The organism is Clavibacter michiganensis subsp. insidiosus, from assembly GCF_002240565.1.
GTDB classification, from domain to species: domain Bacteria; phylum Actinomycetota; class Actinomycetes; order Actinomycetales; family Microbacteriaceae; genus Clavibacter; species Clavibacter insidiosus.
The window spans coordinates 34,369-56,643 of sequence record NZ_MZMO01000001.1 but is presented as its reverse complement, the minus strand read 5'-3'; the positions used below and the strand labels follow the sequence as shown (position 1 = coordinate 56,643).

Sequence of the window (22,275 nt, the reverse complement as noted above, 5' to 3'; positions counted from 1 at the left end):
GGCGGTGACCAGCGATCGTGGTCCCATGCCCCTTCCGCTCCGGATCCTCTTCTCCTTCGCGCACGGGCAGGGCCACCTCAACCCCCTGCTGCCGTTCGCCCGCGCCGCACGAGCGCGGGGTCACGAGACGGCCCTCGCCGGGCCGCGCGAGATCGTGGCGGGCCGGTCGGACTTCGCGCCCCTGTTCCCGAGCGACACCGGGGCGGCGCGCACCGCAGGGGGCACCGGTCGCCTCGTCGTCGCGGATCCCGGGAGGCCCTACGCGCAGGTGGAGGAGGTGTTCCTGGGCCGGACGGCGCGGACGGTCGCGCGGAGCGTCGGCGAGGCCATGGTCGGCTGGAGCCCGGCCCTCGTCGTCTGCGACGAGTTCGACTTCGGCGCGATGGTCGCCGCGGAGCGCGCGGGGGTGCCGGTCGTCGTGGTGGAGGTGACCGCCTCGGCGTACGCGGGCTGGCGGCCGTCGGTAGCGCACGCGCTGGCTGCGCTGCGGGCCCAGGCGGGGCTCGCGCCGGATCCCGGGCTCGCCATGCTCGCGGGCGACCTCCTCGTCGTGCCGTTCCCGGAGTCCGTGGCCGGCGCCGCGCCGGGCGCGGCCTCCGGCGCGGAGCCGACGCGGCGGGCCGTGCTGCGGGTGCGGCCGGAGGCGCCCGAGGCCGCCGACGACCACCCGGCCGTGCGCTGGCTCGCCGGCGGCGACGAGCCCTGGCGCGCGTACGCGACCCTCGGCACGCAGTTCAACACCCGCTCGGGGGACCTCCTCCATCGCATCCTCGACGGCCTCGCGACCACGGACGCACGCGTGCTGGCGACGATCGGGCCGTGCGTGGATCCCGCCGCCCTCCCGGGTGCGACCCCGCGCCGCCGCCTCGAGGACTACGTGCCCCAGGGCGCGGTGCTGGAGCGCGTGGACATCGTGATCACGCACGGCGGATCCGGGACGGTCGCCGGCGCGCTCGCGGCCGGCGTCCCGCTCGTCGTGCTGCCCATGGGCGCCGATCAGCGGCTGAACGGCGAGCGGATCGCGCAGCTCGGGGTCGGCCGCATGCTGGACGCGGCGACGGCGGCGCCCGAGGAGATCGCCGCCGCGGTCCGCGAGGTCCGGGGCGAGCCGCGCTTCGCGGACGCGGCCGGCCGGATCCGCGACCAGATCGCGGCCCTGCCCCCGGCGGCCGACGCGCTCCCGGCCTTCGAGGCCCTCGCGCGTCGCTGACGCGGGGCCGCGCGTCGGACCCCTACGCGTCGGGCACGATGGGAGGAGCGGCCGGCACCGGGCGCGGTGGCGCGAGGGGGTCGGGATGCACGACGACGCGCAGATGCGGCGAGGGCGATCGCATGGCTGACGCGGTCGAGACGGCGCTCCTCGTGCTGTCGGTCGTGGGACTCGTCGGCTTGATGGTCTGCTTCGTCTGGATGACGGCCCACGGGATGGTCGACAACCGTCGGCCGACGCGGCCCATGCTCGTGACCGGCTTCGCGTGCGCCTTCGTGGGCTGGGGCGCGATGCTCATCCGCCTCTTCCTCTTCTGAGGCCGCCTGCCGCTGTCCCCTCCGCACCCCCATCGGTTACGGCTCCCGCCGGGCCCGGCCGCCCGTCGTCGGCCGCCCGTAGCCTGGACGCATGGCGGGATCCACCGGGCGCGGGCGCGCATCGCACCATGTCGTCATCGGCGCGGGGCTCGCGGGGGCGGCCACCGCCTGGCAGCTCGCGAGCCGCGGGCACGAGGTCACGGTGCTGGAGCGCGACCGGCCGGCGAGCATGCTCGGCAGCTCGCACGGATCCGCGCGCATCCTCCGCTACGCCTACGACGACCCCTTCTACGTGCGCCTCGTGCGCGACGCCCGCGTGCTCTGGGACCGGCTCGAGCGCACCACGGGCGCGCGGCTCGTGACCCCGACCGGATCCGTCGACTCCGGCCTCGTGCGCCGCCCCGCCGAGCTCGCGCGCGTGCTGGAGCGCGTCGGCATCGAGCACGAGCTGATGGGCGCGCGCGAGGCCGAGGACCGCTGGCCGGAGATGGCGTTCGACTCCGACGTGCTGTTCCACCCGGCCGCGGGCGTGGTCGACGCCGAGACCGCGGTGCGCACGATGCTCGACCTCGCGGTCGCGCACGGGGCCGTCGTGCACGAGGGCTGGGAGGTGGCGTCCGTCGAGCGGGTCGGCGCGGGCTTCGCCGTGACGTCCGACGACGGCCGCCGCATCGAGGGCGACAGCGTGGTCGTGGGCGCTGGCGCCTGGCTGCCCGAGCTGCTCGGCGGGGCTCTGCCGCTGCCGCGCGCCGCGCTCGACCGCATCCCGCCGCTGCGCGTGCGGCAGGAGCAGGTGTTCCACTTCGCGTACATGGACGGCCCGCCGGCGCGATCCGTGCCGACCTCCATCCACATGGACGAGCGCATGCAGGTCTACGCGCTGCCCGGCGGCCGCGACGTCGAGGGGCGCGGCCACAAGGTCGCCGAGTTCGACGGCGGGCGCGTGATCCCGTCGGCCGCGCACCAGGACGGCGTCGTGGATCCGGCCAACCGCGCCCGCGTCGTCGACTGGGTGCGCCGCAACCTGCCGGGCGTCGAGCCCGTGCCGTACGCGGAGGCGACGTGCCTCTTCACGAGCACGCCCACCGAGGACTTCGTGATCGACCGGGTGGACGGGATCACGATCGTCTCGCCCTGCTCCGGCCACGGCGCCAAGTTCGCGCCGCTCATCGGCAGCCTCGCGGCGGACGCGGCGACCGGCGAGCGCGTCGAGCCGCGGTTCGCGCTCGCGCCCTGACGCACCGCTCGGTCAGACCTTCTGCGCTCGCCCGCGGCCGCCGGTGCGCACGCGGGTGCGGCCCGGCTCCCGCGGTGCCGTGATCTCGGCCGCCCGCTCCCGCTCCGCCGCCAGCCGCGCCAGCTCGTCGCGCAGCTCGCCGACCCGGTCGTCGCGCCCCTCCTCCGGGAACGCGCCCGGCAGCAGCTGCGGGGCGAGCCGCGCGCGCACGATCTGCTCGAGCGCCGCGTCGCGCGCGATGACCAGCACCTCGCGGAGCGCCACCGGATCGCGCGAGAGGGCGCCGAGCCGCTCGACGATCTCCTCCGCGATCTCCGCCCGCAGCCGGAGCCCCGGCACGTCGCCCTCGCGGTAGTCGTCGGGTCGGCGTCCCTTGCCGTCGCGCAGCGCCGCGCGGTCGCGGGTCATGCGCAGCCGCTCGGCCTCGCCGCGCTTCTCGCCGATGAGCTCGGCCAGCTCGCCGCGGAGCGCCTCGATGAGCGACTCCTCGTCGTACGGGCGGCGCTCCCGCAGCGTGCGCAGGATGATGAGGTTGACCATCTGGATCCGGAGCGCCACGCCCACGAGGAGCAGCGACTCCTCGACGAGCACCTCCTTCTGCGCCGGATCCGCGGCGACGCGCGCGGCCACGGACGGCGGCGGAGCGCCCGGCTTGGAGGGCTTCGCGGGGCGGATGCGGGGCCGGGGCATGATGTCCTCCCGGTCCGCTCGCTCCACCGGCGAGGTGCTCCCAGGTTACGCGGAACGGCCGACAGCGGGGCGGTTCGCGCCCCCAGACCAGCGGCGATCCCCGCGCTCGCCGGGCGTCGGATCCCCGCGCCCGTCAGCCCATCGCGCGCCGCAGGAACGCGAGCGTGCCGAGCTCGTCGTCGATGCCGCCGCCGTCGTGGCCGTTGTACTCCCACTCGACGATCTCCTTCTCGCCCGCGTAGGAGTTGAAGGCGCCGTAGACGGTGGAGGGCGGGCAGGTCGCGTCCATGAGACCCACCGAGAAGCGGGCGGGCGCGGTGGCGCGACGCGAGAACGCGACGCCGTCGAAGTACCGCAGCACGGCGTGCACGTCCTCGCCGCGTCCCCGGTGCGTCTTCAGGTAGTCGACGACCTCGTGGTACGGGTACGCGTCGGTGATGTGGGTGGCCCGCTCGATGTCGCAGAGGAACGGCACGTAGGCCGAGACCGCCGCGAGGTCGTCGCGGAGCCCGGCGACCGCGAGGGCCATGCCGCCGCCCTGGCTGCCGCCCTGCACGGCGATGCGCGGGGGATCCACCACGTCGAGCGACCGCGCCACGTCGACCGCGCGGACCGCGTCGGTGAAGAGGCGGCGGTAGTAGTAGGACTCCCGCGAGGCGATGCCGCGGGTCATGAAGCCGGGGATCGCGGGGCCGGCCTCGCCGTGGTCGGCGGTGTCGCCGGCGCTCCAGTACGAGCCCTGGCCGCGGGTGTCCATCTGCAGGTGCGCGAAGCCGGCGGCCGCGTAGATCAGCGTCTCCTCGGCGCGTCCGCGTCCGCCGCCGTAGCCGACGTACGAGACCACGGTGGGAAGCGGTCCGGTCGCGCCCGCGGGGGTGCGGAGCCAGGCGCGCACGTCGGTGCCGCCGGATCCCGCGAAGGTCACGTCCTGCACGTCGACGAGCGCGAGGTCGGTCTCCACGGATGCGAGCCGCACGTCGAGGTCGTGCTGCGCGGCCTCGGCGAGGGTGTCGGCCCAGAACGCGTCGAAGTCCTCGGGGTCGACGTGGCTGCTGACGTGCGCGCGGGCGGCGTCGACGGGTTCGATGAGCATGGATCCTCCGGGCGTTCGGCGGTGGGCGGGTCGGCGTCCGCGCGCCGTCGGGCCGCGTCGCCTCGCTCATCATGCCCCGGTCATCGGAAGAGCGGCGTCCCGTCGGCGGGATGGGCGAGCTCGGCGTCGAGGAAGGTCCAGATCCACGCGAGCGCGCGCGTGTTGTCGAGGCCGGGCACCTTCTGGGAGAGCTGCGTCGCGATCCCGTCGCTGTACGCCGCGAGCTTGAGCGCGACCTCGGGCGCGTCCACCGCCCGGAACGCGCCGCCCTCGACGCCGCGGCGGATGGTGCGGACGAGGCACGCCTCCCACACGCGGATGCGCTCCAGCCGGTCGGCGGTGAGGCCGGGCTGGCGCGCGACGGCGGTCCAGTAGTCCGACCAGAGCCGCCAGTGCGCCTCGGCCTCGTCGGTACCCGTGAAGAGCGGCTCGACCAGCAGGCGGACGCCGTGCACGGGATCCGGATCCGCGTCCACCTCCTCGACGATCGACGCGGAGAACCGGTCGGTCTCGAGCACGACGACCTCGTCGAGGATCTCCGCCACGCTCGCGAAGTGGTACGTCACGGTGCCGACCGAGACGCCGGCCTCGGCCGCGATGTCGCGGAGGCCGGTGGCGGTGAGGCCCTGGCGGAGGATCACCGCGCGCACCGCCTCGACGATCATCGCGCGCCGCTCATGCGGAGGTCCGTGGCACGAGGTCGTCGAACACGCGGTCGGCGACGAGCACCTCGGGCGTGCCCGGGCCGCCGTCGCGCGCCCACGCCCGGAGCGTGTTGACGACGCGGAACGCGCCAGCGTCGGCCGTCACGCGTGAGGTCGTCTCCAGGCGCGCGCGCCAGCCGGGCTTCTCGAGGCCGATGGCCCAGCGCGACTCCGCGACCGCCGAGGTCGGGTCGCCCTCCGTGATCCGGTACGCCTCGCGGCTCGACTCGGTGAAGACGAGGCCGTCGGGGTAGATCCGCGATCCGCCGTAGCCGGGGTCGACGTCGAGCGTCCACTCGCCGGTCGCGACGTCGTGCGAGACGCTGCGCTCGGGCAGGCCGGAGTCGTCGGGGATCCGCTGGATCGCGAGGAAGACGAACAGCGACGCGAGCACGATCGTGAGGATCGCCGTGCCGACGCGGCGCAGCACCTGCGCGGAGACGTTCATCGGCGGAATCCGATCTGGAGGTGGTCGAACTCGAAGCCGTACTCGCGGTAGTTGACGACGTCGCGCGAGATGCCCACGAGCCGGTCGCCGAACATGGGCGTCATGTCGGCGCTGTCCTCCACGACGATCCGCTGGGCGTCCTGGTAGAGCGTCAGCCGCTTCGCGTCGTCCATCGTGGCGCGGCCGTCGTCGAGGAGCGCGTCGAAGGTCGGGTTCGACCACGCGCTCTCGTTGTAGGAGGAGCCGGTGCGGAAGATCTGGTTGAGCAGCTGGTCGATGGGCCGGCCGGTGAACCAGTAGCTCACCATGAGCGGCTTCTGCATCCAGATCTCCGTGTAGTAGGAGTCGGAGGAGGCGTTCGTGACCGTGAGGTCGATGCCCGCGGCCGCCACCTGGTCGCGGTAGGCGACCGCCATGGGCGTGAACACCGACTCGTAGCTCGAGGCGTGGATCGTGGTCCGGAGCCCCGGCGCGCCCGCCTTCGCCAGCAGCGCCTTGGCCTGGTCGGGGTCGTAGGCGCGGTCGACGTCGACGAACGCGGCGAGCGACGGCGGCACCGGGTTGTCCCAGCCGGCGGTGCCCGTGCCCTGCAGCGCCGTCGCGAGGATCTGCTCGGGGTCGTACGCGAGCTTCATGGCCTGGCGCACGAGCGGATCCTGGAACTCGGCGCTCGTGGCGAGCATCGGGATCGCGTACCACTGCGCGTTCTCCACGCGCGCGACCGTGGCGCGGCTCGACGCCGAGACGACGCGGGCCGTGGCGAAGTCGAGGTTGGTCTGCGAGATGAGGTCGATCTGACCGGCCAGCGGCGCGTTCACGCGGGCCGTCGTGTCCTGGATGGAGGAGAAGTCGATGCCGTCGAGCACCGGCCGGCCGGCGAGGTGGTCCTCGAAGGCCTCGACGCTGCCGGATCCCGCGGGGTGGAACGACGAGAGGCGGAACGGCCCCGTGCCGATGCCGGTGCTCCCGATGGTCGCGATCGCGTCGGCCGGCACGATGTAGCACTGGTACGCCGTGAGCAGCGACGGGAACTCCGCGTCGGGGGTCTTCAGCTGGAAGACGAGGGTGTGCGGGTCCGGCGCCGACATGCTGCCCGGGTGGAGCATGTCGCCGAGCACGCCGCCCTGCGGGGAGGCCGTCGCGGGATCGATGACGTGCTGGATCGAGGCGATCGCGTCGGCCGCCGTGAACCGGGTGCCGTCGTGGAAGCGCACGTCGCGGCGGAGGCGGAAGGTCCAGGTGATGCCGTCGGGCGACGCCGACCACTCCTCGGCGAGGTCCGGGATCGTCTCGCCCTTCTCGTTCAGCTTCACGAGCCGGTTGTAGAGGGCGCCGAGGTACTCGTACGCGGAGAGCGAGCTCGCGGAGTCGAGGGTCTCGGCGGCGGATGCGGCCGGGCGCGCGACGCGGAGGCGCCCGCCCTGCACGGGCGTGCCGGTGGCGGCGGCCTCGGGGATGGTGGTGCTGCTCGCGCCGGCGAGCGCGCTGCGGATGGGGACGATCGATGGCATCGGGACGGGCCCTCCTCGCAATCGGTCAGGTGACCGATGGGGGAGATTCCGGCGCGTGGCGAATGCGGGGGCGCGCGGCGCCGCGTGCCGCCGGCGGTCTCACCCCGCCGCGTAGTAGGTGGCCAGCCAGATGCGGCTGCCCTCGGGGACCGTGACCTCGAGCTCGGTGGCAGCGGTCGGATCGTCGAGCGGGACGCCGATCACGCCCCGTCCGTCCGTGCCGCAGGTCGCGCCGACCAGGTTCGGGTTCTCCTGCACGACCCGGATCCAGTACGTCTCCGTGCCCGTGCAGTCCGCGGTCATCACGACCGTGTCCGCGCCGGGATCCCGGGGCGCCGGGAGCGTGACGTCGATGGTGCCCGCGCTCCCGGGCGCGATGCCGGCCGTCAGCGTCCCCTCCCGGCTCACCTCCTCGAGCGCGGCGGATGTCCCGGAGAAGTCGCCCGCGTGCTCCCACGACGCGTGCTGTCGCGAGACGGAGTCGTCGAGGGACGCGAAGCGCTGCGCGTCGCTCGGCGATGCCTCCGGTCCCGCCGCGGCGGTGGGCGTCGGGACGACGGGAGCCGGATCGGTCTCGGCCGGCGCTCCGGTGCATCCGGTGAGGGCGAGGAAGCCGGCGATCACCGCGCCGGAGATCGCGGGGACGCCCAGGTGGGGGTGGGCGGTCATGGGTGCTCCTCGCGGTCGTGGAGACGGTCGGCCCTTCGAGCCTCCCGTCCCCGTCGCGCGGGAGTCGAGGCCCGAGCCCCCGATCCGCCCGTCCACTCGAAGCGGACGCCGGGATCGCGCCCGTGAGGTCGCGCACGGCGGGGAGCGCCGCACCACCCGCATCCGGGACCGCGCTGTCAGCCCGCGGCGGGCGCCTGCACGTCGAGGATCCAGGTCACGCCGAAGCGGTCGGTGAGCATCCCGAAGCCCGCCGACCAGGCGGATGCCGCGAGCGGCTCGATCACGGTCGCGCCCTCGGCGAGCCCGCTCCACAGACTCTCGATCTCGTCCAGCGTCTCGCCCCGCACCGACTGGAAGAAGGTGCGGTCGGTGATCGTCGCGCCCTGCGCGCGCGTCGTGGTGCCGGCGATCGCGCTGCCGTCGGCGTCGTCGTGGCCGGGCACGTCGTAGGCCATGAGCCGGAAGCCGTCGGCCGTCTCGAGCTGGCCGAAGACGACCTTGTCCGCGCCGGGGGCCTCGGCCGGCATGCCGAAGTCGGAGTAGGCCGTGACGGCGATCTGCCCGCCGAAGACGGCCTGGTAGAAGTCGAGCGCCTGGCGCGCGGTGCCGCGGAAGTTGAGGTGGGTGGTGGTCGTGATGCTCACGGTGTCTCCTCGTGTGGGTGCGGGCCGGGGATCGGGCCGCTGGGGAGCACTCTCCCGGGGGTGGAGGTCAGGGACGGTCCTCTACTCCGGCGAGACTGGATCCATGATCGGGAGCTCGTCGCGGATGCTGTCCCTCCTGTCGCTGCTGCAGACCCGGCGCGACTGGCCGGGGCGGATCCTCGCCGAGCGCCTCGAGGTCACCCCGCGCACCGTCCGCCGCGACGTCGAGCGGCTCCGCGAGCTCGGGTACGAGATCCGCTCGGTGAAGGGGCCGGACGGCGGCTACCGGCTGGCGGCCGGGGCTGAGCTGCCGCCGCTGCTGTTCGACGACGAGCAGGCCGTCGCGATCGCGGTCGCGCTCCAGGCGGCGCCCGCGATGGGCGTCGACGTCGACGAGGCGGCGGCGCGCGCCCTGGCGACCGTGCGGCAGGTCATGCCGTCGCGTCTCCGGCACCGGATCGACGGCATCCGCTTCACGGGCGCGGAACCGGAGCCGGGGCCCGGCGCCGAGCCCCGCGTGGATCCGGCGGTGCTGGAGGCCGTGAGCGCGGCGGTCCGCGACCGGCTGACGCTGCGCTTCGACCTGCTCGATCGCGTCGGGCAGGAGGGATCGTCCCGGCGCGTCCAGCCGCACGCGATCGTGGCTCGGCGCTCGCGGTGGTACCTCGTGGCGTGGGACCTCGATCGCGACGACTGGCGCACCTTCCGCCTCGACGGGATGCTGCCGCGCACGCCGACGGGCCCGCGGTTCGCGCCGCGGGAGCTGCCCGCGGCGGACGCGCGGTCGTTCCTCGCGGCCCGGGCGAGGGGATCCGCGTCGGAGGACCGCTGGCCCTGCACGGGTGAGCTGCTCGTCGAGCTGCCCGCCCGGGCGGTCGCGCCGTGGATCGGCGACGGCGAGATGGAGGAGGTGTCGGCGACCTCGACGCGGATCACCGTCGGCTCGTGGTCGTGGACCGGGGTCCTCGCCGCCGTGGCCCGCTTCGACGCGCCGTTCTCCGTGATCGGCCCGGAGGAGCTGCGCGAGGCGGCCGGCGCCCTGGCCGCCCGCCTCCGCTCCGCGCAGGAGCGAAGCCGGCGGGCGCGGGGTCCCGACGCCCGGTCGCAGTAGGTGCTGGGCCCCGCGTCCGCGGTCAGGATCGGCGATGCCGCGACCGCACCGTCGCTCCCACGTGCCGCCTGCCACGCCGCGATGCAAGGCGCACATGCGGCGACCGCACTGCGCCCTGCACCACAGGAGGTGTCACGAAGGCGAGTCGCCGCCGTCGCTCACGGAACGCTCGAGCGACGGGTCCTGAGCGGCCTGGTGCCTCCTTCGATTCCTGTACTCGAGGAATCCGACCACCAGGAGGACCGCCGTCGCGCCGATCGCGATCCCTTGGACGAGAGCGCGATCCTGGGGGAGCGCGATGCTCAACGTCCCGACCACGATCAATATGGCGAGATAGAGAATGTCGGATGGTCGCAAGCGCTTCATGATGCCGGTGCCCTTCTCATTCGCAATTCGAGTGGTCAGTCTGGATCCACGGTCGGCCACCTTCGATCCGAGTTTGATAGCAGGTGTTGAAGCCGTAGTTTCCTGAGTCGTACGCGTTCTTCACGAAGCTGATGATGTCCATGAGCTTCGGGGCACCGAATGCCGCGCAGCCCGCGACGACGAACCACTTGACGGCATTGGGGATCTTCGATGCCGCCGCGCACAAGCTGGCTACGCCGACCGACCCTAGAAATGCGGCCGCTGCGGCGATCTGACGCATCTGCGAGCCGAGCAGATTGACGTAAAAGCCGATGCCCTGTGCCGCATTCGCCAAGCCGAGGGTCACAAGCGGATCCACGACGACGGGGAACGCGGCTCCCTCCGCGTCGATCGTCTGCGTCAGGGTGTCGCCTTCGAGGGAGAAGTGCGTGCTGACGGGCTTGCCAGCAGCTCCAAGTGCCCATGGTGCGTCGATGCGACCGGCCGCGGTGGTCCTCCCACCCGCTTGGAAACCCGCCACGATGTCGAATCCTGCTCCGTGCGGGACAGCGCGGAGACCTGTCGGGAGATGTAGTGAGAAGGAGGTCGTGGTGGCTCGGTCGCGCAGAACGGTCACCGCTTGAATCTCTCCCGGACGAGCCCGTACGAGGGAGTCGTTCGTGAGCGCTGGCTTCACGCTCATCTCGCCTGATGGCTTGGGGATGGAGGCGGCTCTCGGCGTATCCGGGGTGGCCCAGCCGAGACCGACGCGGTCGGATTGGCCGACACCTATGAGCGCCTTGTCCACGAGCGCATGCGTGGAAGTGTCTCCCAGGTTCTCTGCTGCGGTGCTGCTTCGGCCATGAGGCCGTTCACGGAGATGATCATTGTCAAAGCGAGGAGCATCGTTGCTCCCCGGGCATGGGTCTTCATTGCATTCCATTCCATTCGCGTCGTCGAGCGACGTCGAGCTGAACGTACGCGCACGCCGAACCGCCCGCTGTGCTCCTGCACAGGCGTAGCCGCCTCAGCTCACATGCACATCCGGCCGCCTGGCCCGCACCGGCTCCGCCCGCCGCAGCACCTCGCGGGTGACGGGGGCGACCTCGCCCGTGCCCGTGACGAGGAAGCGGAGGAGGTTGCCGACGGGCGACCCCTCCGTCCACTCGAAGTAGACGCCGGGCTTGACGCCCGTGAGGTCGCGCACGGCGAGGAGCACGGCCGCGATCGTGTTGGGGACGTTGCCGCTCGTGACCTGGAGCACGCGGAAGCCGCAGCGCACGATGCCGCGCACCACGAGGTCCTCCTCGAACTCCGACGAGTCGCCCGGGGTCACCTCCAGGAAGATCACGGGCGCCCGCGCCGGGATCCCGCTGTCGCGCCGCTCGTCGCTCGCCTTGCGGCGGTACTCGGCGATCTGCTCCGCCTCCGACAGCCCCTCGCCGGGTTCGTCCGGCTCGTGGGCGATGATGCTCACCGCGCCGTAGTCCTCGGCGTCCTCCGTCACGAAGGCGCGCGCCCGCTCGTCCATCGTCAGCGAGGTCGCGCGCAGCTGGAACGACCGCTGCACGCGGCTCACGATCGAGACCACGAGGATCCCGAGGATGAACAGCGCCGCGATCCGCACGCCGTCCGGCCGCTCGATCACGTTGACGACGGTCGTGTACGCGAACACCGCCGCGATGACCGCGAACCCGATGGTGCGCTTGCGCTGCCCGGCCTTCTTCGCCGACAGCGTCACCGCGACCGAGGCCGAGGTGATGAGCACGAGCACGCCCGTCGCGTAGGCGCCGGCCTGCTGGTCGACGTCCGCCTGGAACACGAGCGTGACGATCACGGCGATGGCCGTGAAGACGAGCACGAGCGGGCGCACGGCCGCGGCCCAGTGCGGCGCCATGCCGTAGCGCGGCAGGTAGCGCGGCACGATGTTGAGGAGCCCGGCCATCGCGGAGGCGCCCGCGAACCAGAGGATGCAGATCGTGCTGATGTCGTAGAGCGTGCCGAAGCCGTCGCCGAGGAACTGGTGCGCCAGGTACGCGAGCGCGCGGCCGCTGGCCTTGCCGCCGTCCTGGAACTCGGCCTGCGGGATCAGCAGCGTGGTCACGAAGCTCGACGTGATGAGGAACGCGCTCATGATGAGCGCCGCCGTCGCGAGCAGCCGCTTCGTGCCATGGATCCGCGCCCGCGGCACCCCGTCGGCGTCGTCCTCGCCGCGCACCTGCGGCATCACCGCGACGCCCGTCTCGAAGCCGGAGAGGCCGAGCGCGAGCTTCGGGAAGACGATGAGCGCGATGCCCACCATCACGAGCGGGTTGCCGTGCTGCGCCGTGAGCGCGAGCCACCAGTCGTCGATGACCTGCAGGTTCCCGGCGACGTGGAAGAGGGAGACGACGATCACGACGGCGTTGAGCGCGAGGAACACGCCCACGAGCACGACCGCGATGGAGATCGCCTCCTTGAAGCCGCGGAGGAACACGAACGCGAGCGCGGCCAGCAGCACCTCGTTGCCGGAGAACCACGCGGGCGCGAACGGGTTCTCGACGGCGTGCGCGGTCGCGTCGGCGGCCGACAGCGTGATGGTGATGAGGAAGTCCGTCGCCGCGAACCCGAGCAGCACGAGCACGAAGAGCTTGCCGCCCCACCAGGGGAGGAGGCGCTCGAGCATGGCGATGGATCCCTCGCCGCGGGGGCTCTCGCGCGCCACCCGCCGGTAGACGGGGAGGGCGCCGAGGAGCGTCAGGAGGATGAGGACGAGCGTCGCGAGCGGCGACAGCAGGCCCGCCGCGACCGCCGCGATGGCGGGCTGGTAGCCGAGCGTGGAGAAGTAGTCGACGCCCGTGAGGCACATGACGCGCCACCACGAGTGCGTCTTCTCGACGGTCTCGGCGTGCGGGCCGGGGTGCGCGCCGGACGCGCCGGGCAGCCCGTCGAGGAGCCACGCGGTGATCCCGTCGCGGGCGCGCCGCTGCTCGGGCGCGCGCAGCAGCTTAGGCGCGCTCACGACCGGGCCGCCGAGGTGGCGGAGCGGAGCGGGGACGTCATCTGACCGTGATCCGGGCAGTGCACGGGTGATCCTCCTGAGGCGGCGCCGGGACCCTGTCTCGCGGATGCGACGGTCGGGCCCGGCAACATCGTCGGCCCATCGTGCCACTTCCGGGCGGGAGGCGGGTGGGCGTGGAGGGTGCGGTCATGCGGGGGACGTTCCGCGGATGACGCCGGGAGGTCAGGAGCGCGGCGGCACGGGATCGAACCGGCCGTCGACGAGCACGAAGCGGCGCTCCTGGTCGGCGCCGGGATCCGTGTCGGGCACGCTGATCCACTCCTCCATGTGGATGGCGAGCAGGCGGAAGGCGGCTGTGCGCGGGCTCAGGTGCTGCCAGAGGCCGCGGCCGCTCGGGCCGAGGACGGCGATGGCGCGGGTGACGGATCCGCGCGGGAGGTCCCAGCGCACGGCGGGCTGGCCGTCGGCGCGATCGGCGAGGACGACCGACGCTGTCGTGAATGTCGCGTCGGCGAACGGCAGATCCTCCTGCCGCAGGTGCTCGAGGAACAGGCGTCCGCCGCATCAGCGTGAGGCGCCCGCGCGCTCGATCAGGCATCCGCCCGTCGCGGTCGTGACCCGCCGCTGCGAGCCCGGGACGCCCAGAGCTGCGCGGCGAGCCCGACCGCGATGAAGCCGGTCATCAGCGCGCCCATGGCGGTCGCGGTGCCGCCGAGGGCGCCCGCGAGCGGCGTCGCCAATCCGCCGAGGCCGAACTGCAGTCCGCCGACGAGCGCGGAGGCCGTGCCCGGGTGCCGGTGGCCGAGCGCCTGCGTGAGCGTGATCGAGCCGGGGATCACCCAGCCCCAGCCCGCGGTGACGAGGGCGAGGGCCGGCCAGACCAGCGCGGGACCGATCCCCGCGACCGCCCCGACGAGCACGAGGGTCGAGCCGATGGCGCACGTGACGAGGCCGATCGTGAAGAGGCGGTCCTCGGCGAAGCGTCCGATGAGGCGTCGGAAGACGAGGGTCGAGGCGATCATGCAGGAGGCGTTGGAGGCGAACACCAGCGTGTAGAGGCCCTCGCCGAAGCCGTACTGCTCCTGGAACACGAAGGAGGAGGTGGCGATGTAGGAGAAGAACCCGATCGTCGCGGCGCAGCCGGTGACGAGGTACCAGCGGAAGCGGGGGATCCGCAGCAGCTCCGCCATGCGGCCGAGGACGGCGCGCGGGGAGGTGCCGCCCGCGCCGGTGCGGACGATCGTCTCCGGGAGCAGGCGAGCCGCGGCGAGGGTGAGGGCCAGGCCGAGCGCGGCCAGCACGACGAACGCGGCGCGCCAGGACGAGAACGTCAGCACGAGGCCGCCGACCAGCGGGGCGACGACCGGGCCGACCGAATTGACGACCGCGAGCGTCGCGAAGAGGCGGCTGCGGAGGGCGCCGGTGGAGGCGTCGCCGACCATGGCGCGGGCCGAGACCGCGGCGGCGGCGCCGCCCAGGCCCTGCACGACCCGGGCGAGGATCAGCGTCGTCACGTCGGGCGAGATCGCGCAGACGACGCTGGCGAGGGTGAAGAGGGCGGTCCCGGCGAGGAGGATGCGGCGCCGGCCGACGCCGTCGCTGATCGGCCCGACGACCAGCTGGCCGACCGCGAACGCGACGAGGAAGGCGGTCAGCGTCAGCTGCACCGATGCGGTCGACGCGTCGAGGTCGGTGGCGATCGCTGGCAGTCCGGGGATGTAGAGGTCGGTCGCGAACGGCGAGATGCCGACGATGAGGGCGACGGTCAGGAGCGGTCCGCGGCGCGCGGTCCACGACGTGCGTGGGTCGGGATCGGGGGCCGGGTCTCGGGCGTCGTCGCTCAGCAGGCCCGACAGTAGCCCGGTCCCCGCCGGGCCAGCGGTCGTGGAGCGACCGGACGGCCCCGTCGCGGCTCGGACGCCGCCGCCCGATGCGCCTAGCCTCGACGAGGGCCGCGCCGCACCGGCCGCCCCCACCCGCATCCACGAGGAAGAGGAACGCGCATGACGACCTGGCTGATCACGGGATGCTCCACCGGACTCGGGCGCGCCTTCGCGGTCGAGGCACTGGAGCGCGGGCACGACGTCGTCGTCACGGCGCGCGACGCCGCGAACGTGCAGGACCTCGCCGACCGGTTCCCCGAGCACGCCCTCGCGCTCGACCTCGACGTGACGGATCCCGCGCAGGTGTCGCTCGCGGTCGACGAGGCCACGGCCCGCTTCGGCGGCGTCGACGTGCTCGTCAACAACGCGGGCTACGGCTACCGCGCGGCCGTCGAGGAGGGCGACGACGCGGACGTCGCGCGCCTGTTCGACACCCAGTTCCACGGCAGCGTCCGCATGCTCAAGGCCGTGCTGCCCGGCATGCGCGAGCGTCGCAGCGGCACCATCGTGAACCTCTCGTCCATCGGTGCCGCGCGCACGGGCGCGGGATCCGGCTATTACGGCGCCGTGAAGGCCGCGATCGAGCAGATGACCATGGCGCTGCGCACCGAGCTCGAGCCGCTCGGGATCGTCGCGACGGTGGTGGCGCCGGGATCCTTCCGCACCGACTTCTCGGGCCGCTCGCTCACGCAGTCGTCCACCGTGATCGACGACTACGCCGAGACCGCCGGCAAGCGCCGCAAGGAGAACGACACCACCGACGGCACGCAGCCGAACGATCCCGCGCTCGGCGCGAAGGTGCTCGTCGACGCGGTCGAGGAGGGCGCTCCCTTCTATCTCCTGCTCGGCGGCGACGCGGTCGAGATCGTCACCGGCGCGCTCGACGACCTGCGCGCCGACGTCGACGCGTGGGCCGAGCGCAGCCGGTCGACGGCGTGCGGCGCGTAGACGGCGATGCCGGAGGATCGCCGCATGACCGCATCCACCGCCCTCCTCGTGATCGACCTCCAGGTCGGCGTGCTGCCCGGCTGCCTCGACGCCGAGGGGGTGGTGGCGCGCACGACGGCGCTCGTCGAGCGCGCCCGCGCGAGCGGGTCGCCGGTGGTGTGGATCCAGGACCATCACGGCTTCGCGGAGGGCGATCCCGACTGGGCGCTCGTGCCGCCGCTCGCGCGGGCGGCCGACGAGCCGCTGGTGCGGAAGGCGCATCGCGACTCCTTCGCCGACACCGACCTCGCGGAGGTGCTCGCGCGGCTCGGGACGACGAAGATCGTGGTCGCGGGCGCCCAGACCGACTACTGCGTGCGCACGACGCTGCAGAGCGCGGCAGCGCGCGGCTTCGACGTGACGCTCGTCGGCGACGCCCACACGACGGCGGACGCGCTGCACGAGGGCGTGGCGATCGGCGCCGCGCAGATCGTCGCCCACACGAACCTGTACTTCGCGACCCTGCGGCACCCCGGGATCGTGTCGACCGTGGAGCCGCACGACACGGTGGCGCTCTAGGTGTACTGAGTCATCACGTTGGTGACACTCGGGCCGCGGGCGTCAGCCCGTGGCTCGAGTGGATTCGTTCAGTGTTGTAGTGCTGGATCCACGGATCAAGGGCGTCGGTTCTGGCTTGGTTGCTGGTGAAGGGTTGCCGGTAGGCCCACTCGGTCGCGAGGGTGCGGTTGAAGCGTTCGACCTTGCCGTTCTGCCAGGGGCAGTGCGGGCGGATGAACTTCTGCCTCGCACCGAGCTGCGTGACCGCGTTCTGGAACGCGGCCGAGTGCCGGTAGGCGAACGCGTTGTCCGTCAGGACCCGTTCGATGCGGGTGATGCCGTGCTCGGCGAAGTACGCCGCGGCCCGGGTCAGGAACCCTGCCGCGGTCACGCCCTTCTCGTCCGGGTGGATCTCCGCGTAGGCGAGGCGGGTGTGGTCATCGACCACGGCGTGGACGTAATCGAACCCGATCCCACGACCACGAACCTGTTCGCTGCGGCCATGCGCCCGCCAGCCGCCGCCGTCCGGGATCCGGCCGAGCTTCTTCACGTCGACGTGGATCAGGTCGCCGGGATGCTCATGCTCGTACCGGTTTGCCGTCGACCGGGATGCCCGGATCACGGCCCCGGTGACGGGGTCCAACCATGCCAACGGCGGTGCCCCGTGCCGCCGCAGGATGCGGGAGATCGTGCGGGCTGGAACACCGGTCACCGGCGCCAACCGGGCAGGACCTGATCGCAATCGGGTCCTCGCTTCCACGACGGCTCGTTCTCGTTCCGGGCTCGTCCTCGTCGGCACCCGTCTCGGCCTCGAGGACCGGTCCGACAAGCCTTCGAAGCCCTCGGACCGGAACCGATTCACCCACCGATGCGCGCACTGACGCGACACACCGAGTTCGCGCGCGACATGCGAGACCGGCCGACGATCCTCGACCACCCGCCGCACGAGGAGAACCCTCCCGTGAACCGTCAGACGAGCATTAGCGTGGGACATCGAGGCCTCCTGGCAGTGGCAGAACTAGACAGCTCCATCAAGCCAGGAGGCCTCCTCACACGCCCCGAAGTGTCACCAACGTCATGGCCGGGTACATCTAGGGGCTGTCGGCCTCCGAGGGCGCCGGCGCGACGAAGACGCAGAACGGATGGCCGGCGGGATCCCGCAGCACGTAGAGGGGCTCGTCGGGATCCACGGACCGGTCCTGCAGCACCTCGGCGCCGAGCGCGACGGCCCGCGACCGCTGGCGCTCGAGGTCGGCGACGGATCCGACGGTGAGGTCGAGGTGCAGCATCTGCGGCGGCGATCCCTCGGGCCAGCGGGGCGCGGGCATGCCGGGCGCGAGCTGGAAGGCGAGGCGGCGGGATCCGTCGTCGTCGACGAGGACCAGCCAGTCCGCATCCGGCCCCGCCTGGTCGGGCTCGTCGCCCGGCCGGTACCGGAAGCCGAGGAGCTCGCGGTAGAACTCGGCGAGGCGGCGCGGATCCGGCGTGTCGAGCACGGTCTGCAGCAGGCGCGGGTGGTCGGGCGAGGTGGCCATGACCCTGTCTACGCCGGAGGGGGCGGGGTCGGGGTGTCGTCCACGGCGGCGCGGTCGCGCTTCCGCGTGGTCGGTCGGATGCCCATGACGAAGAAGGTGATGCCGAGGATCACGAACGGCAGCCCGGCGACGCGGGTGTCGTCGAGGGTGAGCATGAGCACGAGTCCGAGCATCCCGAAGACGATGCCGAGCGACGCGTTCGTGCTGGAGGAGTCGTCGTCCTCCGCGGGCGGATCCGCGGGGCCACCGGGCGTCGTCGGTTCGCTCATGCCCTCACGCTAGGCACCGGGGTAGGTCGGGCGCGTCCGCCCCGTGGGGGACGCGCGCGCGGCACCCGTCAGCGCGACGCGCCCCGCCGACGCCACCGGACGACCGTGACGGCCAGGAACACCACGGCGCTCGTGACCATCAGCAGCAGGCCGAGAGGCCGCAGATCGTCGCGCGTGAGCCCCATCACGACGCCGATCGCGAAGAGCACGGCGAGCCCGGTGTCGGGCAGCCGGCCGGCGCCTCCGGCAGTCGCCGCGCGCTCGCCGGGTGCCGTCGCATCGTCCATGCCCTCACGCTAGGCGCGGGCCCGACGCGTCCGCCGGATGGCGGAGCCCGTCAGATCCGCCCCTCCAGCTCCAGCAGCGTCGTCTTCGCCGCGAGCCCGCCGATGTAGCCGCCGAGCGTGCCGTCGGAGCGGAGGACGCGGTGGCAGGGGATCACCACGGGCAGCGGGTTCGTCGAGCACGCCGTGCCGACCGCGCGCGTGGCGGCCGGGCTGCCCGCGGTCTCGGCGACCTCGCGGTAGGTGCGGGTGGATCCGTACGGGATCTCCGGCAGCAGCCGCTGCACCCGGTCGCGGAAGCCGGTCGACAGGCGGCGGTCGAGCGGCAGGTCGAAGGAGCGGCGGCGGCCGGCGAAGTACTCGTCGAGCTCGCGGGCGGCCTGGTCGAGGCGCTTCGGGGCGCGCAGGATCCGCGGGCCGAGCCGCCGCGCGAGGTCGCCGAGCACGGTGTCGTGGTCCTCGCGGGAGTACGCGACGCGGATCAGGCCGCGCTCGGTGGCCGCGAGGAGCAGCGGGCCGACGGGCGAGTCGATCGTGGTGAAGCCGACGTCGAGCGCGCCGTCGGCCGCGGCCCGGTCGGCGAGGCGGAGGCGGAGGGCGTCGAGGGCGGGCGGCGTCGGGTCGGCGGCCTCGAGCGCGGCGGCGTCGAGGAACGGGATGGTGTCGTCGGGATCGGTCACGGTCGTCCTCCGGTGGTGGTGGCGGGTGCGGGAGCGCGACCGGTGCCCGGCGGATCCGCGCCCATCGACCGCCGGAGGCTCGCGACCCCGTCCGCCGCCGCGCGCCGCACGGCCTCGGGCGTCCCGCCGACGATCGCCGCCACCTCCGCGTGCGGCAGCCCGCCGAGATACCGGTACGCGACCGCGAGCCGCTGCCGCCCGGGCAGGGCGGCGACGGCGCGCCACAGGTCGGGGTCGCCGGAGTCGGGCACGCCGAGGTCGGAGACCCGCTCGGGCACCTCGTCGACGGGGAGGGCGCGGCGGCCGCGGGCGCGGATCGCGTCGAGGGCCTTGCGGTGCGCGATGGTGACGAGCCAGGCGCGCACGTCGGCGCGCGGCCCGAGCCGCGGATACGCCACGAGTGCCGACAGGAACGTCTCCGACCACGCGTCCTCCGCGTCCGCGTGCCCGCCGAGCACCGCCCGGCACACGCGGAGCACCACGGCGCCGTGCTCGGTCACGACCCTGTCGAACGGCTGCATCATCTCCACACCGGGTAGACGCCGGGGCGGGGCGATCCGTGAGGTCGGCGTGCGGATCAGTCTCGCGGATCCGGCGGCCGGCGCGACAGCCCGCCGCGAGGCACCGCCCGCCTGCGGACGCGCCGTGCGCCTCCTCGCCATCTCCGGTGCTCCGCCCGTGCACGCCGTAGGGACTACCCGTGACGGTCCCCGGGGATGATGCCCGGCGGCTCCCCGGTCGCGAGGATGGAGGGGCGGCCCACCCCCGGCCGCCGCTCCGCGAGGAGCACCCGCCGTCGGCCCGTCCCCCTGGGCCGGCGGCGCATCCGACGGAAGAGGATCCGCATGGCCAGCACCCTGAGCTCCGCCGCCCGCGACGACGAGCAGGCGGCGCCCGGGATGATGCCCGGTGACGCGCCGGGCGATGCGCCCCGCTCGCTCCGCGTCTTCGTGGTCGACGAGGAGGCGCCCATCACGCAGCTGCTGTCGCTCGCGCTGCGGATGGAGGGCTGGGACGTGCGCGTCTTCGCCACCGGCCGCGCCGCGATCGACGCCGCCGTCGAGTCCGCGCCCGACGCGATCCTGCTCGACATGACGCTGCCCGACGTCTCGGGCGTGGAGGTGGTCGGCGAGCTGCGGCGCGCGGGCGTCGCCAGCCCCGTGCTCTTCCTCACCGGCCGCGACTCGCTCGAGGACCGGCTCGCGGCCTTCGGCGCGGGCGCCGACGACTACGTCACCAAGCCGTTCGGCCTCGAGGAGGTCGTCGAGACGCTGCGCGTGCTCTTCCGCCGCCGCGGCCTGGCTCCGGCCATGGTCACCGCGGGCGACCTCGTGCTCGACCCGGCCACGGGCGAGGCCTGGCTCGCGGGCGTGCCGCTGGAACTGGATCCGATGGACCTCGTCGTCGTGCAGGCGCTCGCCGAGGAGCCGACCCGGCGGCTCTCCCGCCGCGAGCTCGTGCACCGCCTGACGGACGCCGGCTGGGACCTCGTCGCCCCGCGCGCGCTCCTCGACCTGCCGTCGCTGACGGGTCGTCGCGCAGGCCGTGACCAGGTCGTCCTGCTCGCGGCGGCGGGCGACGACCTCGTGCTCGCGCCCGTCACCTGACGCTCTCGTCGAGCCGACCGGCCCGTCTGCGGCCACCCCAATCCGAGGGCCGGTGCGGTGAGTCACCCCCGTAACTCCGGGGATGACGAGTCACACGCGTCACACTGCGCCAAGAATTTCCCCAGGTGGGTAGCGGGAACTCCTACAGTCGGCGTGGGGAGCAGATCCTCCCCGCCGCGTTCTCGAGACCCCGGAGCGCGTCCCCTCAACCGCACGGTCGCGGCACAGCAATGGCGCGGGCGGGCGGTCCTGCACCACTGGAGATGCCATGACCCGTCCCACCCCCGCCGCCGGTCGCGGCAGGTCGTTCCGCCGCGCCGCCGCCGGCGCCTGCCTCTCGGCCTCGCTCGTGATCCTGCCGCTCGCGATGGCGCCGGCCGCCCACGCCGAGACCGTCCCCGTCGACTCCGCGCCTGTCGCGGTCGAGGCGCCCGACGCCACGCCGACGCCCGCCGTCGAGACCCCGGCCGCCGACGCGACGCCGACGCCCGCGCCCACCGAGGCCGCCGACGAGACGGCCCCCGTCGCCGACGCCCCCGTCGAGACCACGCCGACCCCCGCCGTCCCGACGACCCCCGGCACCCCGTCGACCGGCCTCCCGACGCTCGAGCCGACCGTCCCCGTCGTCGAGCTGCCCTTCACCTGGACCACGCCCGACCGCGGCGTCGCGCTCCCGATCAACGAGGCCGTGCCCTTCGCCGGCACCGGCACCGCGGGCAGCATCGTCACCGCGAGCTACTTCAACGCCGTGGGCGTCAAGTCGATCGCCGGTCTCGGCATCGTCGGCGCGGACGGCACGTACGCGTTCCCCGCGAGCTTCACCGAGCTGCTGCAGGACTCGAAGACCGCGAGCGTCACGCTCACGCAGGTCGGCCTCGACCTCACCGTCACGGGCGAGATCCGCGGCCTGGTGCGCTTCGCCGAGGCGCCCGTCGGCCCGTTCGTGCGCGCCGAGGCGTCGTTCTCGACCATCTCGCCGATCTCCGTCACCGAGGCCACCAGCCTGCTCGGCGGCCTCAAGGTCACCGCGACCGGCTACCTCCGCTACGAGGCCGTCGAGGTCACCGTCACCGCGCCCGACGGCCGCGTGATCCAGCTCAGCGACGAGAACGGCGGCGTCGGCGTCGGCACCCGCTCGCTCAAGGACCTGGTGCGCGCCGACGTCGACGGCACCTTCGCGCAGCCGATCATCCTGTTCGGCGACATCCAGCCGGGCACCTACCAGGTGTCCGTCGCGGGCCTCGAGTCGGGCCTCACGCAGGGCGGCACCGTCGAGCTGACCGGCGAGGACGCGGGCGGACCGGTCATCCCGGGCGTCCCCACCCCCGCGCCGACCACGCCGTCGATCGACCCCGCGGGCACGCCGGCGAAGCCGATCGTGAAGCCGGCCGCGCAGCACGACGACACCCTGCCCGTCACGGGCACCGACGGCGCCGCGGCCCTCGGCCTCGGCGGCCTCGGCGCGCTCCTGGCGCTGGCCGGCGCGGGCACGCTCGTCGCCCGCCGCCGCCTGCGCTCCGCGGAGTAGCGGCACGGCACCACCCGCACCACG

Annotated in this window: 25 protein-coding genes; 8 read left to right on the top strand and 17 right to left on the bottom strand. The window is 73.7% G+C overall.

Annotation, left to right across the window (positions count from 1 at the left end):
• Positions 1 to 25: 25 nt before the first annotated feature.
• From B5P21_RS00345 to B5P21_RS00335, 3 genes are all read left to right on the top strand, one after another.
• Entirely contained in the window at positions 26 to 1,210 is a 1,185-nt protein-coding gene (locus B5P21_RS00345) for a glycosyltransferase (RefSeq protein ID WP_045526218.1), read from the top strand.
• Between the two features lie 122 nt (positions 1,211 to 1,332).
• Positions 1,333 to 1,527, top strand: coding sequence for a hypothetical protein (locus tag B5P21_RS00340; RefSeq protein ID WP_045526220.1), 195 nt, complete (start codon positions 1,333 to 1,335; stop codon positions 1,525 to 1,527).
• A 91-nt stretch (positions 1,528 to 1,618) separates the two neighbouring features.
• Positions 1,619 to 2,764, top strand: coding sequence for an FAD-dependent oxidoreductase (locus B5P21_RS00335; RefSeq protein ID WP_045526222.1), 1,146 nt, complete (start codon positions 1,619 to 1,621; stop codon positions 2,762 to 2,764).
• Between the two features lie 12 nt (positions 2,765 to 2,776).
• Here B5P21_RS00335 and B5P21_RS00330 read toward each other — a convergent pair whose 3' ends face one another.
• The 7 genes from B5P21_RS00330 to B5P21_RS00300 all read right to left on the bottom strand — a co-directional run bounded on the left by B5P21_RS00330 (position 2,777) and on the right by B5P21_RS00300 (position 8,523).
• Complete coding sequence (locus B5P21_RS00330; RefSeq protein ID WP_236688750.1) at positions 2,777 to 3,454, bottom strand: coiled-coil domain-containing protein; 678 nt, start codon at positions 3,452 to 3,454, stop codon at positions 2,777 to 2,779.
• A 133-nt stretch (positions 3,455 to 3,587) separates the two neighbouring features.
• On the bottom strand, positions 3,588 to 4,547 hold the full coding sequence (locus tag B5P21_RS00325; protein WP_045526226.1) for an acetylxylan esterase: 960 nt from the start codon (positions 4,545 to 4,547) through the stop codon (positions 3,588 to 3,590).
• Between the two features lie 80 nt (positions 4,548 to 4,627).
• The gene (locus B5P21_RS00320; protein ID WP_045526227.1) at positions 4,628 to 5,212 is read right to left on the bottom strand and encodes a TetR/AcrR family transcriptional regulator; all 585 of its coding nucleotides are present in this window, start codon (positions 5,210 to 5,212) and stop codon (positions 4,628 to 4,630) included.
• Between the two features lie 10 nt (positions 5,213 to 5,222).
• A complete protein-coding gene (locus B5P21_RS00315) occupies positions 5,223 to 5,699 on the bottom strand; it encodes a hypothetical protein (protein ID WP_165770588.1) in 477 nt (158 codons plus the stop codon).
• Positions 5,696 to 7,210, bottom strand: coding sequence for an ABC transporter substrate-binding protein (locus B5P21_RS00310; protein ID WP_094170632.1), 1,515 nt, complete (start codon positions 7,208 to 7,210; stop codon positions 5,696 to 5,698). Before B5P21_RS00310 ends, B5P21_RS00315 begins: the two co-directional genes overlap by 4 nt.
• Before the next feature lie 99 nt (positions 7,211 to 7,309).
• Positions 7,310 to 7,879, bottom strand: a complete 570-nt coding sequence (locus B5P21_RS00305; protein ID WP_045526230.1) for a hypothetical protein — start codon at positions 7,877 to 7,879, stop codon at positions 7,310 to 7,312.
• A 176-nt stretch (positions 7,880 to 8,055) separates the two neighbouring features.
• A complete protein-coding gene (locus tag B5P21_RS00300; protein ID WP_045526231.1) occupies positions 8,056 to 8,523 on the bottom strand; it encodes a VOC family protein in 468 nt (155 codons plus the stop codon).
• 103 nt (positions 8,524 to 8,626) lie between these two features.
• On the opposite strand from B5P21_RS00300, the gene B5P21_RS00295 reads away from it, so the two are divergent.
• Positions 8,627 to 9,634: a helix-turn-helix transcriptional regulator gene (locus B5P21_RS00295; RefSeq protein ID WP_045526233.1), complete on the top strand. Its 1,008-nt coding sequence runs from the start codon at positions 8,627 to 8,629 to the stop codon at positions 9,632 to 9,634.
• 382 nt (positions 9,635 to 10,016) lie between these two features.
• Here the strand turns inward: B5P21_RS00295 and B5P21_RS00285 are convergent, their stop codons facing one another.
• The 4 genes from B5P21_RS00285 to B5P21_RS00270 all read right to left on the bottom strand — a co-directional run bounded on the left by B5P21_RS00285 (position 10,017) and on the right by B5P21_RS00270 (position 14,956).
• A complete protein-coding gene (locus tag B5P21_RS00285; protein WP_236688751.1) occupies positions 10,017 to 10,787 on the bottom strand; it encodes a hypothetical protein in 771 nt (256 codons plus the stop codon).
• 219 nt (positions 10,788 to 11,006) lie between these two features.
• Positions 11,007 to 12,980, bottom strand: a complete 1,974-nt coding sequence (locus B5P21_RS00280; RefSeq protein WP_094170631.1) for an APC family permease — start codon at positions 12,978 to 12,980, stop codon at positions 11,007 to 11,009.
• Between the two features lie 222 nt (positions 12,981 to 13,202).
• On the bottom strand, positions 13,203 to 13,430 hold the full coding sequence (locus B5P21_RS00275) for a hypothetical protein (RefSeq protein WP_045526238.1): 228 nt from the start codon (positions 13,428 to 13,430) through the stop codon (positions 13,203 to 13,205).
• 140 nt (positions 13,431 to 13,570) lie between these two features.
• Positions 13,571 to 14,956, bottom strand: a complete 1,386-nt coding sequence (locus tag B5P21_RS00270) for a multidrug effflux MFS transporter (RefSeq protein WP_236688752.1) — start codon at positions 14,954 to 14,956, stop codon at positions 13,571 to 13,573.
• Positions 14,957 to 14,983: 27 nt separating this feature from the next.
• On the opposite strand from B5P21_RS00270, the gene B5P21_RS00265 reads away from it, so the two are divergent.
• Positions 14,984 to 15,811: an oxidoreductase gene (locus tag B5P21_RS00265; RefSeq protein WP_094170630.1), complete on the top strand. Its 828-nt coding sequence runs from the start codon at positions 14,984 to 14,986 to the stop codon at positions 15,809 to 15,811.
• A gap of 24 nt (positions 15,812 to 15,835) precedes the next feature.
• Complete coding sequence (locus B5P21_RS00260; protein WP_045526242.1) at positions 15,836 to 16,369, top strand: isochorismatase family protein; 534 nt, start codon at positions 15,836 to 15,838, stop codon at positions 16,367 to 16,369.
• A gap of 13 nt (positions 16,370 to 16,382) precedes the next feature.
• Here B5P21_RS00260 and B5P21_RS00255 read toward each other — a convergent pair whose 3' ends face one another.
• The 6 genes from B5P21_RS00255 to B5P21_RS00230 all read right to left on the bottom strand — a co-directional run bounded on the left by B5P21_RS00255 (position 16,383) and on the right by B5P21_RS00230 (position 19,637).
• Positions 16,383 to 17,342, bottom strand: coding sequence for an IS481-like element IS1122 family transposase (locus B5P21_RS00255; RefSeq protein WP_045526244.1), 960 nt, complete (start codon positions 17,340 to 17,342; stop codon positions 16,383 to 16,385).
• 97 nt (positions 17,343 to 17,439) lie between these two features.
• Positions 17,440 to 17,883 (bottom strand): VOC family protein, encoded by a 444-nt coding sequence (locus B5P21_RS00250; protein ID WP_045526246.1) that lies wholly within the window; start codon positions 17,881 to 17,883, stop codon positions 17,440 to 17,442.
• Positions 17,884 to 17,891: 8 nt separating this feature from the next.
• Positions 17,892 to 18,152 (bottom strand): hypothetical protein, encoded by a 261-nt coding sequence (locus tag B5P21_RS00245; RefSeq protein WP_045526248.1) that lies wholly within the window; start codon positions 18,150 to 18,152, stop codon positions 17,892 to 17,894.
• Between the two features lie 68 nt (positions 18,153 to 18,220).
• The gene (locus tag B5P21_RS00240; protein WP_045526250.1) at positions 18,221 to 18,439 is read right to left on the bottom strand and encodes a hypothetical protein; all 219 of its coding nucleotides are present in this window, start codon (positions 18,437 to 18,439) and stop codon (positions 18,221 to 18,223) included.
• A gap of 50 nt (positions 18,440 to 18,489) precedes the next feature.
• Positions 18,490 to 19,116 carry a methylated-DNA--[protein]-cysteine S-methyltransferase gene (locus B5P21_RS00235; protein ID WP_045526252.1) on the bottom strand — a complete coding sequence of 209 codons (627 nt, stop codon included), beginning with the start codon at positions 19,114 to 19,116 and terminating at the stop codon, positions 18,490 to 18,492.
• Positions 19,113 to 19,637: an RNA polymerase sigma factor gene (locus B5P21_RS00230; RefSeq protein WP_094171372.1), complete on the bottom strand. Its 525-nt coding sequence runs from the start codon at positions 19,635 to 19,637 to the stop codon at positions 19,113 to 19,115. Before B5P21_RS00230 ends, B5P21_RS00235 begins: the two co-directional genes overlap by 4 nt.
• A 324-nt stretch (positions 19,638 to 19,961) precedes the next feature.
• Here B5P21_RS00230 and B5P21_RS00225 point away from each other — a divergent pair, with 324 nt between their 5' ends.
• Both B5P21_RS00225 and B5P21_RS00220 read left to right on the top strand, forming a co-directional pair.
• Complete coding sequence (locus B5P21_RS00225) at positions 19,962 to 20,723, top strand: response regulator transcription factor (RefSeq protein ID WP_052663152.1); 762 nt, start codon at positions 19,962 to 19,964, stop codon at positions 20,721 to 20,723.
• A 268-nt stretch (positions 20,724 to 20,991) separates the two neighbouring features.
• Positions 20,992 to 22,251 carry a sortase gene (locus tag B5P21_RS00220; RefSeq protein WP_094170629.1) on the top strand — a complete coding sequence of 420 codons (1,260 nt, stop codon included), beginning with the start codon at positions 20,992 to 20,994 and terminating at the stop codon, positions 22,249 to 22,251.
• Positions 22,252 to 22,275: the final 24 nt, after the last annotated feature.

Coding starts and splice junctions, on each gene's coding strand:
- B5P21_RS00310 (WP_094170632.1), bottom strand. CDS start 7,210: ATGCCATCGATCGTCCCCATCCGCAGCGCGCTCGCCGGCGCGAGCAGC.
- B5P21_RS00260 (WP_045526242.1), top strand. CDS start 15,836: ATGACCGCATCCACCGCCCTCCTCGTGATCGACCTCCAGGTCGGCGTG.
- B5P21_RS00305 (WP_045526230.1), bottom strand. CDS start 7,879: ATGACCGCCCACCCCCACCTGGGCGTCCCCGCGATCTCCGGCGCGGTG.
- B5P21_RS00245 (WP_045526248.1), bottom strand. CDS start 18,152: ATGAGCGAACCGACGACGCCCGGTGGCCCCGCGGATCCGCCCGCGGAG.
- B5P21_RS00325 (WP_045526226.1), bottom strand. CDS start 4,547: ATGCTCATCGAACCCGTCGACGCCGCCCGCGCGCACGTCAGCAGCCAC.
- B5P21_RS00220 (WP_094170629.1), top strand. CDS start 20,992: ATGACCCGTCCCACCCCCGCCGCCGGTCGCGGCAGGTCGTTCCGCCGC.
- B5P21_RS00315 (WP_165770588.1), bottom strand. CDS start 5,699: ATGAACGTCTCCGCGCAGGTGCTGCGCCGCGTCGGCACGGCGATCCTC.
- B5P21_RS00295 (WP_045526233.1), top strand. CDS start 8,627: ATGATCGGGAGCTCGTCGCGGATGCTGTCCCTCCTGTCGCTGCTGCAG.
- B5P21_RS00255 (WP_045526244.1), bottom strand. CDS start 17,342: ATGTCCCACGCTAATGCTCGTCTGACGGTTCACGGGAGGGTTCTCCTC.
- B5P21_RS00335 (WP_045526222.1), top strand. CDS start 1,619: ATGGCGGGATCCACCGGGCGCGGGCGCGCATCGCACCATGTCGTCATC.
- B5P21_RS00225 (WP_052663152.1), top strand. CDS start 19,962: ATGGCCAGCACCCTGAGCTCCGCCGCCCGCGACGACGAGCAGGCGGCG.
- B5P21_RS00265 (WP_094170630.1), top strand. CDS start 14,984: ATGACGACCTGGCTGATCACGGGATGCTCCACCGGACTCGGGCGCGCC.
- B5P21_RS00250 (WP_045526246.1), bottom strand. CDS start 17,883: ATGGCCACCTCGCCCGACCACCCGCGCCTGCTGCAGACCGTGCTCGAC.
- B5P21_RS00345 (WP_045526218.1), top strand. CDS start 26: ATGCCCCTTCCGCTCCGGATCCTCTTCTCCTTCGCGCACGGGCAGGGC.
- B5P21_RS00330 (WP_236688750.1), bottom strand. CDS start 3,454: ATGCCCCGGCCCCGCATCCGCCCCGCGAAGCCCTCCAAGCCGGGCGCT.
- B5P21_RS00240 (WP_045526250.1), bottom strand. CDS start 18,439: ATGGACGATGCGACGGCACCCGGCGAGCGCGCGGCGACTGCCGGAGGC.
- B5P21_RS00320 (WP_045526227.1), bottom strand. CDS start 5,212: ATGATCGTCGAGGCGGTGCGCGCGGTGATCCTCCGCCAGGGCCTCACC.
- B5P21_RS00230 (WP_094171372.1), bottom strand. CDS start 19,637: ATGCAGCCGTTCGACAGGGTCGTGACCGAGCACGGCGCCGTGGTGCTC.
- B5P21_RS00340 (WP_045526220.1), top strand. CDS start 1,333: ATGGCTGACGCGGTCGAGACGGCGCTCCTCGTGCTGTCGGTCGTGGGA.